The 12,861-nt window shown below is 70.6% G+C and carries 7 protein-coding genes; 6 read left to right on the forward strand and 1 reads right to left on the reverse strand.

Annotation, left to right across the window (positions count from 1 at the left end):
* The first annotated feature begins 90 nt into the window (after window positions 1-90).
* The gene (locus AC07V5_RS08665; protein WP_495115239.1) at window positions 91-792 is read left to right on the forward strand and encodes a TetR/AcrR family transcriptional regulator; all 702 of its coding nucleotides are present in this window, start codon (window positions 91-93) and stop codon (window positions 790-792) included.
* Between the two features lie 157 nt (window positions 793-949).
* Here the strand turns inward: AC07V5_RS08665 and AC07V5_RS08670 are convergent, their stop codons facing one another.
* Complete coding sequence (locus AC07V5_RS08670; protein ID WP_495115240.1) at window positions 950-1,231, reverse strand: hypothetical protein; 282 nt, start codon at window positions 1,229-1,231, stop codon at window positions 950-952.
* Window positions 1,232-1,307: 76 nt separating this feature from the next.
* On the opposite strand from AC07V5_RS08670, the gene AC07V5_RS08675 reads away from it, so the two are divergent.
* The 5 genes from AC07V5_RS08675 to AC07V5_RS08695 all read left to right on the forward strand — a co-directional run bounded on the left by AC07V5_RS08675 (window position 1,308) and on the right by AC07V5_RS08695 (window position 12,853).
* Window positions 1,308-2,933, forward strand: coding sequence for a FecR family protein (locus tag AC07V5_RS08675; protein WP_495115241.1), 1,626 nt, complete (start codon window positions 1,308-1,310; stop codon window positions 2,931-2,933).
* A 10-nt stretch (window positions 2,934-2,943) separates the two neighbouring features.
* Window positions 2,944-5,385 (forward strand): hybrid sensor histidine kinase/response regulator, encoded by a 2,442-nt coding sequence (locus AC07V5_RS08680; RefSeq protein WP_495115242.1) that lies wholly within the window; start codon window positions 2,944-2,946, stop codon window positions 5,383-5,385.
* A 266-nt stretch (window positions 5,386-5,651) separates the two neighbouring features.
* Window positions 5,652-8,417 carry a TonB-dependent receptor plug domain-containing protein gene (locus tag AC07V5_RS08685; RefSeq protein ID WP_495115243.1) on the forward strand — a complete coding sequence of 922 codons (2,766 nt, stop codon included), beginning with the start codon at window positions 5,652-5,654 and terminating at the stop codon, window positions 8,415-8,417.
* Window positions 8,418-8,577: 160 nt separating this feature from the next.
* The gene (locus tag AC07V5_RS08690; protein ID WP_495115244.1) at window positions 8,578-12,336 is read left to right on the forward strand and encodes an ATP-binding protein; all 3,759 of its coding nucleotides are present in this window, start codon (window positions 8,578-8,580) and stop codon (window positions 12,334-12,336) included.
* Window positions 12,337-12,397: 61 nt separating this feature from the next.
* Window positions 12,398-12,853 (forward strand): (2Fe-2S)-binding protein, encoded by a 456-nt coding sequence (locus AC07V5_RS08695; protein ID WP_495115245.1) that lies wholly within the window; start codon window positions 12,398-12,400, stop codon window positions 12,851-12,853.
* Window positions 12,854-12,861: the final 8 nt, after the last annotated feature.

The following is a 12,861-nucleotide window of genomic DNA, read 5'->3' on the forward strand; positions in this document are numbered from 1 at the left end:
GCGTGAGGGGCGCCAGAATAATCCAGGGTGAACACGGATGCAATGGCGACTTGAGTATTACTCAATAATTGCGCAGAATCCGCCCCAGCAATGACCTCAGCCACCGCCGCCATCGCCACGCCTCAGCGGAGATCGCCCGCCGGCCCCAAGGCCGAGCAGCGCGTGCGCGACATCCTGCGCGTCGGTCGCGAGGTGTTCGCCGAGCGTGGCTACGAGCGCGCGACGACGACCGAGATCGCCCAGCGCCTGGCCATCTCCGAAGCCACCGTCTTCACGTACTTCCGCGGCAAGCGTGAGCTGTGCATGCGCGTCATCCAGGACTGGTACGACGAGATCATCGACGCTATTCAAGCCGGCCTGCCGCGCCAGGCTTCGGTGCGCGAGCAGTTGGAGTTCGTCGTGCTGACGCACCTGCGCCTCTTCCTGATCCAGGGCACGGGGCTCTGTGCGCTCGTGCTGTCCGAGGGCCGCACCAAGGGCCAGGATCTCGGCGAAGGCTTCGTCGAGCTGCAACGCCGCTACACGGCGCCGCTGATGGACCTGCTGGCGCGTGGCCAGGAGGCCGGCGAGGTGCGGCGCGACATCCCGCTGCGGTTGCTGCGCTCGCTGGTGTTCGGGCCGATGGAGCACATGCTGTGGGAGGTGGTCATCACCGGCCGGCAGCTCGACGTGGAAGCCAGCGCGCGCGATCTCGTCGCACTGCTGTGGCCGGCCCTGCAGGCGCCTGACCAGGAGCTGCAGCGGCTGCGCCGGCTGCGTGGGCAGCTGCAGGACGCCCTGACGGCTGTGTAGGGCACGTTCCGTGCGGGCCGAGCGCCGGGCCGCTCCCTAGCCGGCCCGCCTGGGGCGATGTGCTTGCCGGTCAACCCGGCAAGCATCGCCGTCCCCTCGGGGGACCGATCGGGCAAGCCCGCGTTCAGCGGGGCGGGGCCGGGCGAGGGGCTTCAAGTCACCTTGTCCAGGACTGCACGAGCACCGTCTCGCAGACCTTGAACAGCAGCCAGGCGGCCATCGCCGCGAGCGTCGAGGCGGCCAGCTCGAGCAGCTGACGCAGCCCGCCGTCCTCCAGGCCCTGCCAGCCGTTGTCAGACAGCAGGGTCGCGTTGGCGCTGACCAGCCGCACCAGGTCCAGCGTCAGCAGGCCGAAAACGACGAAGCTCAGCACCATCAGCCCGAAGCAGGCGAAGCGGTGCCGGCGCAGCCAGCCGGTAAAGGCCGAGATCGTGAACATCGCACGCCCTCCTCTTGGTGTCGAAGATTCTCTGCTATGGCTAGGATGCAATCTGCTTCCAGGGAAGGGGCTTCAGATGAACGCACTGAGAGTTTGGCTCGCGATGGGCCTGCTGCTGGCTTTTGGCTGGGTCCAAGGGCAGACCGAAGCGGCCGACGCCGACTGGCGCTACCGCATCCTGCCCGGCGACACGCTGATCACGCTGACCGACAACTGGCTGGCGCCGCCCAAGACCTGGCGCGACCTGCAAAAGCTCAACCGCGTGCCCGACCCGCTGCGCCTCGTGCCCGGCTCCACGCTGCGCATGCCCGTCGCCTGGCTGCGCCGGGAAGCCAGCGTCGCCGAGGCCGTGTTTGCGCGCGGCCAGGTCACGCGCCAGCGCGGCAGCGCCACCGAGCCCCTCGTCGCCGGCGCCACGCTGCAGACCGGCGACCGCATCCGCACCGGCGCGCAGTCCAGCGCCAGCCTGCGCTTTGCCGACGGTTCGCGGCTGCTGGTGCCGCCCGAGAGCGATGTCATCCTCGAGCAACTGCTGGTGCTGGGCCGCGGTGCCATTCCGGCGGTGCGCATCGGCGTGCAGCAGGGCGGCGCGGACAGTCGCGTCACGCCCAACGCGCAGCGCGTGCCGCTGTACGAGATCCGCACGCCGCACGTGAACCTGGGCGTGCGCGGCACTGAGTTCCGCGTGCAGACGGCTGCCGGCGTCAGCCGCATGCAGGTGCTGTCCGGCGCCGTGCACGCCGATGGCCTCGGCCCCGACGTCGCCTCGGGCCAGGGCCTGCTGGCCGAAGGCGGTGCCCGCTCGGTCAGCGCGCTGCTGGCGGCGCCTGATCTGTCCGCCATGCCCAAGATCGCCGAGCGCCTGCCGCTGCAGCTGACCTGGGCGGCCTCGCCGGCCGGCGCGGTGGCGTGGCGCGCCCAGCTCTATGCCAAGGGCGACTATGACAAGCTGCTGCTCGACGCACGCGTGGCCGAGCCCACCGTCGCCTGGGCCGAAGGGCGCGAGATGGCCGATGGCGACTACAGCCTGCGCTTGCGCGGCATCGATGCGCGCGGCCAGGAAGGCGCCGCGGCCGACGTCGACATCCGCCTGCAGGCCCGCCCCGAGCCGCCCTTCATCCAGGCGCCGGCTCAAGGCGCCGTCAGCTACACCGGCGGCATTGCGCTGGGCTGGAGCCGCAACACGGCCGCGCCGAACGTGCGCCTGCAGATCGCGCGCGATGCCGGGTTCAAGGACCTGGCCCTGCAGCCGCCACCCATCGATGCCGCCAGCTACGACGCGAAGTTGCCCGATGGCCTTTACCACTGGCGCATCGCCTCCGTCGAAGCCGGTGGCCGCAGCGGCCCCTTCGGCGACCCGCAGAGCTTTGAGCTCAAGCCCCCGCCGCCCGCACCGCCGCCGGCCGAGCCCGAGGTCAGCGGAGACCAGCTCAAGCTGCGCTGGCGCGCCGACCCGGGCGTCACCCGCTACGAGCTGGAGTGGGCCAAGACCGAAGCTTTCGACGGTGCCGACGTGCAGCGTTTCAGCACCGACAAGGCCGAGCTCGCCATGCCCAAGCCGTCGGCGGGCAAGTACTTCCTGCGCGCGCGGGCCTTCAACGCCGCCGGTGCGGCCAGCCCCTGGGGCCAGACGCAGATGATCGAGCAGCCCTATTCGCGCTGGCTCTGGTTGCTGCCGCTGCTGCTGGTGCCACTGCTTTGAAACCCTTGCCTTGAAACGTTGGCCCTGGCTCGCCCTGCCCGGAGCCCTGCTGCTCTGGGCGTTGCTGAGCCTGACCGGCGCCCAGGCGCGCATCGACCGCACGCTCGGCGACCTGCTGCTGCGTGCCGCGGCGCCGCCGGCGGCTGCGCCCACCAGCGTCGTCATCGACATCGACGACGCCTCGCTGCGGGCGCTGCGCCAGCCGCTGGGCGAGTGGCCGTACTCGCGCGAGGTTTACGCGCTGATGCTGGACTACCTCGGCCAGGTCGGCGCGCGCCTGGTGGTCGTCGACATCGTCTTCACCGGTCCGCGCGAGGGCGATGCGCGGCTGGCGCAGACGCTGGCTTCCGGCCCGCCGGCGGTGCTGGCCGCGGCGGGCCTGCGCCAACGCGCCGCCGTTGAGCTGGCGCCGGCCAGCGCGGCCGAGCAACGTGCGCTGACGCGCCTGGGCGCCGCCCACGCGCCGGGCCTGGACTGGGACGCGCTGACGGCCCCCGCCGACGCGCTGCTGGACGCGCTGACCGAGCCCGCCAGCCTGGGTGTCATTTCTGTGGCGCTGGACGACGACGGCCTGCTGCGCCGCCTGCCGCTGCTGCACCGCGTGCAGGGCCGCAGCCTGCCGAGCCTGGCCTTCGCCGCGCGGCTGCGCGCCGACGGGGCGCTCGCGTGGCGGCGCGAGGGGGGCGAGCTTGTCGCCGGCGCGCGCCGCTGGCCGGTGGACGACGACGGTCGCTTGCGTCTGCGCCTGCCGCTGTTGGGCCATGGCGAGGGCGGCGAGTCGCCGCGCGTGTCCTGGCAGCGGCTGATGCGCGCGGCCCTCGGCGAGGTGGAAGACGCCGAACTGGCGCGCCTGCTCGCCGGCCGCAGCGTCTTCGTCGGCAGCAGCGCTTTCTTCGCCGACGAGGTCATGACGCCGCAGGGCCGCCTCTCCGGCACGGCGCTGAATGCCGCCGTCTTCGAGGCCCTGGGCGCCGACCCACTGCCGCTGCTGCGCGACGACGGCCCGGCCGTGTGGGCGCTGGACGCGCTGCTGCTGGCGCTGGGCGCCTTGCCGCTGCTGCTGCGCCGCCAGGGGCTGGCCGCGGGCCTGGCCATGGCGGGCGTCGTGCTCGTGTCCTGGGGCGCCGGGCTGGCCGGCCTGCTGACCACGCCCGCGCCGGGCCTCTACCTGCTGGTGCTGGCCCTGCTGCTGATGGCCATCGAGCATGAGCGCCACACCCGCGAGCGTGAACGCGAGCTGACGCGCGAGCGCGAGCTGGCCGATGCGCGCAGCCGCGCCAAGACCGAGCTACTGGCGCAGGTCAGCCACGAGATGCGCACGCCGATGAACGCCGTGCTGGGCTTCTCGGACATCCTCGCGCGCTCGCCGCTGCGGCCCGAGCAGGCGCACTACGTCGAGGTGCTGGCTCACGCCGGCCGCCAGGTGTTCGCCCTCATCAACGACCTGCTCGACAACGCCCGCATCGAGAGCGGCCGGATGGAGCTGGCTTCCCACCCCTTCAACCTGGTCGACCTCGTCGAGCTGCAGCTCGAACTGCTGCGCGAGCGCGCGCAGAGCCAGGGCCTGTGGCTGCGCGTGTTCGCGCGCACCGAGGCCACCGGCTGGGTGCTGGGCGACCAGCACCGCGTTGCGCAGATCGTCACCAACCTCGTCGGCAACGCCATCAAGTTCACCAAGACCGGTGGCGTCACCGTCGAGCTGTCGCGCGAGCGCGGCCGCGACGGGCCTGAAGGTCACCAGGAAGGCCTGGTGCAGATCAGCGTGCAGGACAGCGGTATCGGCATCGCGCCGGACCGGCTGGAGCGCATCTTCCAGCCCTTTGCGCAGGCCGACGTGTCCATCGCGCAGGAGTTCGGCGGCACGGGCCTGGGCCTGTCCATCACGCGCAGCCTGGCGCGGCTGATGGGAGGCGACGTCAGCGTGCAGAGCCGCCCGGGCGAGGGCAGCCGCTTCGAGGTGCGGCTGGACCTGCCCGACTCGCGCCCGCCGCACGCCGACCTGGCCGAGCCCCGCGCCGAACGTATCGCGCCCAGCCGCTCGCTGGCCCTGCTGCTGGCCGAGGACAACGACGTCAACGTGCTCGTCATCGAGGGCATGCTGGCGCCGCTGGGCCACCGCATCACCCGCGTGAGCGACGGCGAGCAGGCGCTGGCCGCGCTGCGTCAGGCGGCCGGGGAGGGCGGGGAGGGCGGGGAGGGCCGGGAGGGCGACTTCGACCTCGTGCTGATGGACATGCAGATGCCCGGCCTGGACGGCCTTTCCGCCACGCGCCAGTGGCGGGCCATCGAAGCCGCCGAAGGCCGGCCGCGTACGCCCATCGTCGCGCTGACGGCCAACGCCTTCGACACCGACGTGCAGCAGTCCCTCGCCGCCGGCTGCGACGCCCACCTGACCAAGCCCATCAGCCTCCCGGCACTGCTGCAGGCGCTGGCGAAGTACGCGCGCCAGTAAAGCCGGCCCGAAACCCCGAACCCTGGGCGCTGATATTCCCGGCCCGGTCGCGCGCGCGTTTCGCGCGGCGCGGTGGCGCCGGCGTGTGCAGGAAGTCAGGCCCTAATTCTTGGTGCTGCGATTGCGCCACAGCCTGACTTCCCGCAGGGGCTGGCTTGTGAAGCGCGGCTCAAAACTTCTTTGCGCGTGGGCAACAAGCCGCAAGTCGGCAAGAGCACTCGAGGGCCACCCATACAGCCCGCGCACACCCCAAGGAGTTAGCTTCCATGCAACACCGCAACCACCGCCTGGCCCTTGCGCTGATCGGCGCCGGGCTCGTGTCTGTCCCCGCCTGGGCTCAGGATCCGGCCCAGCAGCTCGAACGCATCACCATCACCGGCTCGTCCATCAAGCGCGTCGAGTCCGAGACGGCCTTGCCCGTCAGCGTGATGACGCGCGACCAGATCGAGAAGACGGGTGCCACCAACGTCGAGGACATCCTGCGCCGCATCGGCGCCAACACCGCCGTTCAGTCGGACACCACGCAGGGCGCCGGCTATTCACAGAGCTTCGCCAACCTGCGCGGCCTGGGGCCCAACTCGACGCTGGTGCTGCTGAATGGCCGGCGCCTGGCCAACTTCGCCTTCGGCTCCATCGGCGGCAACTCGTCGGTGGACCTGAACAGCATTCCCTTCGCGGCCATCGACCGCATCGAGGTGCTGCGCGACGGCGCCTCGGCCGTGTACGGCACCGACGCCGTCGGCGGCGTCATCAACTTCATCACCCGCAAAGACTACGACAAGGGCGCCATCACGCTGAAGTACGGCGACACCGAGAAGAACATCGGTGGCAAGGAAACCGCCGCTTCCATCGCCTTCGGCATGGGCGGGCTCAAGGCCGACGGCTACAACCTGCTGCTGACCGCCAACGTCAAGAAGCAGACCAAGCTCAGCGCCATCGACCAGAAGTGGTACCTGCGCGGCATGGACGAGATCCCTGGCTCCGACCCCCCGACGTCGGGCCGTTCCTTCCCGGGCCGCCTCGTCGACTTCAACATCACGCCGGGCGCCTACGCCAACGCGGGCGCGGCCTTCAGCCCCTGCGACCCCAACTACAACACCATCCAGGACGTGGTGGCCGCAGGGCAGCCCGTGCTGACCCCGAACGGCACGCAGAAAAGGCGCTGCCGCTTCATCTATCCGGCCGTGCAGGAGAACCTGCCCGACTCCAAGAAGGCCGATGCCTTCGGCCGGCTGACCTTCGACATGGGCGGGGACTCACAGCTGTTCTTCGAGGGCAGCTATGCGCGCAATGACTCCATCGGCCGCGTCGCGCCCGTGCCCATCGACTCGACGGCGGGTCATGTGAAGGCCGACGGCACCTACCCGTCCTTCGCCTTTCCGATCTCGAGCAAGTTCTTCCCCGCCGCGCTGCTGCAGAGCCTGGGCTACACGCCGGCGCAGTTCGACACGCTGGGCGGCGGCTTCACCGAGATCGCGATGCGCTCCGTGCCCGTGGGCCTGCGCACCAACAACGTCCTGAACGAACAGACCCGCTTCGTCGCCGGCGCCACCGGGGTCTTCCGCGGCTGGGACTACGACGCCGGCCTGACCATGTCGCAAGCCAAGGGCTCGCTGGACTACTACAACTACCTCCACGAAGGGCGTTTCATCACCGAGCTGCGCAGCGGCGCCATCAACCCCTTCGGCCCGCAGGACGCAGCCGGCCTGGCCGCGCTGGATCGGGCGCGCATGGAAGGGCCGATGCGCCGCTCCAAGAGCACGACCTACGCCTTCGATGCCAAGGCCAGCACCGAGCTGATGGCCATGGGGGGCGGGCCGATGATGCTGGCCGTGGGCACCGACCTGCGCAAGGAAAAGGCCGACGACCACGCGGTGAACGCCGACTACGAGCTGGGGCTGCACATCGGCGGTGAAGGCACCGTGCCCAAGACTGTGGCCTCGCGCACCATCTACGCGGTCTTCAGCGAACTCTCCATGCCCTTCGCCAAGGGCTGGGAGGCGACGGTCAAGGCGCGCTACGACCACTACAGCGACTTCGGCAACACCTTCAACCCGGGCGTCACGCTGCGCTTCCAGCCCAGCCGCGAAGTGCTGCTGCGCGCCAGCGCCGGCACGGGTTTCCGCGCGCCCACGCTGTGGGACGTGAACAGCCCGACGGCGTTTACCAACACCGCCAACTCCCTGGTCGACCCCAACTGCCCGCCCGGCCAGGCCGGCGACCCGCGCTGCGAGACGCAGTTCAACGTGCGCCTGTCCAGCGACCCCTCGCTCAAGCCCGAGAAGTCGCGCCAGTATTCCTTCGGCGCGGTGTTCGAGCCGATGAAGGACCTGTCCATCGCGCTCGACTACTGGCATATCCAGAAGAAGGACCAGATCGGCACCATCGGCGGCGACGCCATCATGTCCGACGCGACCCTCTACCAGCGCTACAACGCCCGCGTGCACCGCCTGGCCAGCGGCTTCATCAGCTACATCGAGACCCCGGTCGAGAACCTGGGCGACCTCAAGACCAACGGCATCGATCTCGACGTGAAGGCCGGCTGGAGCCTGGGCTCGATGGGCCGCCTGAATGCCAGCTATGCCGGCAGCTTCATCAACCAGTGGAAGCAGCAGAACGGCAAGGGCACGCCTTATGTGTCGTATGAGGGCACGGCTGGCGACGGCGCCGGCATCCAGCCGGTGCCCAAGTGGCAGCACACGCTGGGCCTGGACTGGAACCTGGGCAACTGGAACCTGACGCTGGAGAACATCTTCGTCAAGGGCTGGACGGAGTCGGCCGGCCTGGTCGAGGCCAATGTCGGCCCGTTGGTCGAGCACAAGGTCAAGGACAGCAGCCGCTGGAACATGGCGGTGGGCTGGAAGCCCATGCCGACGCTGGCCTTGCGTATCGGCGCGCGCAACCTGCTGGACCAGGACCCGCCGTTCACGGCCGTGTCCAGCTATGGCTCGCACGTGACCGGCTACGCGGGCTCCTTCGTGGACCCGCGTGGGCGCTTCTGGTACCTGACGGCCAGCTACCAGTTCAAGTGACGCAAAAGGGGCTCTTCGGAGCCCCTTTTGCGTCTGCGTCGACCGCTTCGCCATCAGAAGCTATCGTTGCCCCGTCCCGGCCATTCCGGCCTGGACGATGGTTGCCGGCCCGTGCCGCTGGCGGGAGCGCCGCCTGGCGTGTCCGAACGGAAGTGACCGCATGAGTGAAGTGGCAACGGCACCGCGCGATTTCGACACGGCTTTCATGGCCGGCGGTGGTGAGCTGGGTGCGTTGATGCGCGCCCATGACTGGGCCAGCACGCCGCTGGGTGAACCCGCTGGCTGGCCGCGCAGCCTGAAGACGGTCGTGCGCATCATGCTGACCTCGCGCCAGCCGATCTGGATCGGCTGGGGGCCGCAGCTGACCTATCTCTACAACGATCCCTACCAGTCCATCATCGGCGGCAGGCATCCGTGGGCGCTGGGTCAGCCGACCGCCACCGTCTGGCACGAGATCTGGAATGACATCGGGCCGCTGCTTGAGACCGCGATGAACGGCGACGGCATCTTTGTGGAAAGCCAGCTCCTCATCATGGAGCGCAACGGCTACCCCGAGGAGACCTACTACACCTTCTCCTACAGCCCCATCCCCGGCGACGACGGCGTGGCGGCGGGCATCATCTGCGCCAACTCGGACGAGACGCTGCGCGTCGTCGGTGAACGCCAGCTCGCGCTGCTGCGCGAACTCGCTGCGCGCGCGGCCGATGCCCGCACCGTGGCCGACGCCGTGCAGCGCTGCACCGAGGCGATGGAGACCAACCGCAAGGACGTGCAGTTCGCCGCCGTGCTGCTGCGTGCGCATGGCGAGTTGGCCTTCTCGCTGGCCGGCGCGGCGGGTGGCGAAGGCCGGTGGCTGGACGCCATGCGTGCCCTCGATGTGCGCGGCGAACCCTGGCAGGCCAACGAGGTTCTTCGCTCGCAGCAACCGGTGGTTGTCGATGCACTGCCGGCCGGCATCGCCTGGCCGCGCGGCGACTGGAAGGAGCCCGCCGCCAAGGCCATGGTGCTGCCCATCCGCCCCAGCGGCGATGCCGGCCAGGAGGGCGTGCTCATCGTCGGCCTCAACCCCTACCGGCTGCCCAGGGATCACTACACCGACTTCCTGCGCCTGGTGGTGCAGCAGCTCTCCTCGGCCATCGGCAATGCCGAGGCCTACGAGATGCAGCAGCGCAAGGCGGACGAGCTGGCCCGGCTGGACCGGGCCAAGACCCAGTTCTTCTCCAACATCAGCCACGAGTTCCGCACGCCGCTGACGCTGATGATGGGGCCGCTGCAGGACGCCCTGGCCCACGCCCAGTTGCCGCCGTCGGCGCGCAACCGGCTGCGCATGGTGGAGCGCAACACGCTGCGGCTGTCCAAGCTCGTCAACGCGCTGCTGGAGTTCTCGCGCATCGAGGCAGGCCGCGCGACATCCGCTTTCCGGCCCGTCGACCTGGCCGCGCTGACGGGCGAGCTGGCCAGCAGCTTCCGCGCGGCGATGGACAGCGCGGGCCTGGGCTTTCGGGTCGGCTGCGCGCCGCTACCGGCGCCGGTCTATGTCGATCGCGACCACTGGGAGCGCATCGTGCTGAACCTGCTCTCCAACGCGCTGAAGTACACCCTGCAGGGCAGCGTGTCGGTGCGGGTGGGCGCCGAGGCGGGCTGTGCCGTCGTCGAGATCGAGGACACCGGCGTGGGTGTGGCCGAGCACGAGCTGCCGCGGCTGTTCGAGCGCTTTCACCGCATCGAGGGCGTGCAGGCGCGCACCCACGAGGGCAGCGGCATCGGCCTGGCCTTGGTGCAGGAGCTGATGCGGCTGCACCACGGCAGCATCGAGGTCGACAGCCAGCTCGGCCGCGGCACGCGCTTCACGCTGCGCCTGCCCTTCGGCCATGCCCATCTGCCGCCCGAGCAGGTGAGGCACGAGCTGGCCGAGCCGCGCGGTGCGAGCCACGCGGTGCCCTATGTGCAGGAGGCCCTGCGCTGGTTGCCCGATGAAGCGGCGCCCTGCCTGGACGAGCCGGCCGACGGGGGTGGCAAGGCCGGGGAGGGCGAGGTGGCCGCCGAGATCGGCGAGCGTTACCGCGCCACGCTGGGCGCCCGCGTCGTCGTCGCCGACGACAACGCCGACATGCGGCAATACCTGTGCAGCCTGCTCGCACCCTTTTATCGCGTGGAGGAGGCGGCCGACGGCGAGCAGGCGCTGGCGGCGGTGAGGCGCGAGCGGCCGGCGCTGCTGCTGTCCGACGTGATGATGCCCAGGCTCGATGGCTTCGAGCTGCTGGCCGCGCTGCGCGCCGACGCGGCCCTGCGCACCTTGCCCGTCATCCTGCTGTCGGCCCGCGCCGGCGAGGAGGCGCGCATCGAAGGCCTGGGCGCCGGCGCCGACGACTACCTCATCAAGCCCTTCACGGCGCGCGAGCTGCTGGCGCGCGTGTCCGCCCTCATCGAGCTGGACCTGCTGCGCCGCGCCGGCGAGCAGCAGCTGCGCCTCTTCCTGGCCAACGCGCGCATGTTCACCTGGGAGCTGGACCTGCGCACCCGCCGGCTGGCGCTGTCGGACAACGCGGCCGACGTGCTGGGGGCCTCGCTGCGCACGCTGCAGGAGAGCTTCGACCTCGTCCATGCCGACGACCTGCCGGCCCTGCGCGAGGCCATCGATACCGCCGAGCGCGAGCGCGGTGGCTTCACGCTGGAGATGCGTGTGCTGCGGCCGGACAACGGCGAGCTGCGCAGCGTGGAAGTGCGCGCCCAGGCGCTGTGCAACGACGCGGGCGTTGCCATCAGCCTGGCCGGCATCTCCTTCGACATGACCGAGCGCAAGCGCATGGAGCAGACGCTGCGCGAAGCCGACCGCCGCAAGGACGAATTCCTCGCGATGCTCGCCCACGAGCTGCGCAACCCGCTGGCGCCGATCCGCAACGCGGCCGAGCTGATGCTGCGCACAACGTCGGTGGGCGCTCCGCAGCGCCGCGCGGTGGAGATCATCGACCGCCAGGTGCAGCAGATGGTGCGCATGGTGGACGACCTGCTGGACGTGTCGCGCATCACCCATGGCCGCATCGAGCTGGAGCGCCGGCCGGTGGCGCTGGCCGCGGTCGTCGCCTCGGCGGTTGAAGCGGTCATGCCGGCGATGCAGGAGCGCGGGCACCGGCTGAAGGTGGTGGCCGGCCCGGCGCTGACGGTGCAGGGCGACGCCGCGCGGCTGCAGCAATGCCTGGTCAACCTGCTGTCCAACGCCGCCAAGTACACGGATGCGGGCGGTGATGTCACCGTCGAGCTGCTGCGCGACGCCGACGACGCGGTGCTGCGGGTCACGGACAGCGGCGCCGGCATCGCGCCGGACGTGCTGCCCGTCGTCTTCGACCTCTTCGTGCAGAGCGCGCGCACGCTGGACCGCGCCCAGGGCGGCCTGGGGCTGGGCCTGTCCATCGTGCGCCGCCTCGTCGAGATGCACGGCGGCAGCGTTGCGGCCAGCAGCGCGGGGGTGGGCCAGGGTTCCACCTTCGAGATGCGCCTGCCGCTGTCGCCCCAGCCGGCGGCTGTGGAAGTGATGCCGGATGGCGCCGGCGCCACGCCGCGCCGGGTGCTGCTGATCGACGACAACCAGGATGCCGCGGAATCCCTGGCCATGATGCTGGCGGTGGACGGCCACGACGTACGCACCGGCTTCAGCGCTGCCGACGCGCTGGCGATGGCGGCGAGCTGGGCGCCGGACGTCGTGCTGCTCGACATCGGCCTGCCCGGCATGGACGGCTACGAGGTGGCGCGGCGGCTGCGTGCCAGGGCCGTGCCGATGCGCCTGGTGGCGCTGACGGGCTATGGCCAGCCGGAGGACATCCGGCGCTCCGCGGCGGCGGGGTTCGACAGCCATCTGGTCAAGCCGGTGAGCCTCGAGGCCCTGGCCGAAGCCATCCGGCCGACCGTAATGCCTGAGTGATGTACGGGGGCACTGCTTCTGGCTAGAGTCCGCGGCTTCCCCCTCTTCGCCAGGAGCACCCATGATCAACATGACCGTCAACGGTCGCGCCGTCGCGCTGGACGCCGACCCCGACATGCCCCTGCTGTGGGCGGTGCGAGAAGAACTCCAGCTCACCGGCAGCAAGTTCGGCTGCGGCGCGGCCCAGTGCGGCGCCTGCACCATGCACGTGGCCGGCGTACCGGTGCGCGCCTGCCTGACGCCCATCTCCTCGGTGCAAGGCCCGGTGACCACCATCGAGGGCATCGCCACCGACAAGGTCGGCCAGATCGTGCAGGCCACCTGGGTGGAGCACGACGTGGCGCAGTGCGGCTACTGTCAGAGCGGCCAGGTCATGAGCGCCGTGGCCCTGCTCAAGGGCAACAAGAAGCCGACCGACGCCCAGATCGACGAGGCCATGGCCGGCAACATCTGCCGCTGTGGCACCTACACCCGCATCCGCGCCGCCATCCACGCGGCCGCGGCCAAGCTCGCCTGAGGGGAATG

The sequence above is a fragment of the Roseateles sp. GW821-FHT02E12 genome (assembly GCF_059421665.1).

Bases quoted from the DNA above. Each gene is read 5' to 3' on its own strand.
- AC07V5_RS08685 (WP_495115243.1), top strand. From the start codon at position 5,652: ATGCAACACCGCAACCACCGCCTGGCCCTTGCGCTGATCGGCGCCGGG.
- AC07V5_RS08675 (WP_495115241.1), top strand. From the start codon at position 1,308: ATGAACGCACTGAGAGTTTGGCTCGCGATGGGCCTGCTGCTGGCTTTT.
- AC07V5_RS08695 (WP_495115245.1), top strand. From the start codon at position 12,398: ATGATCAACATGACCGTCAACGGTCGCGCCGTCGCGCTGGACGCCGAC.
- AC07V5_RS08670 (WP_495115240.1), bottom strand. From the start codon at position 1,231: ATGTTCACGATCTCGGCCTTTACCGGCTGGCTGCGCCGGCACCGCTTC.
- AC07V5_RS08690 (WP_495115244.1), top strand. From the start codon at position 8,578: ATGAGTGAAGTGGCAACGGCACCGCGCGATTTCGACACGGCTTTCATG.
- AC07V5_RS08665 (WP_495115239.1), top strand. From the start codon at position 91: ATGACCTCAGCCACCGCCGCCATCGCCACGCCTCAGCGGAGATCGCCC.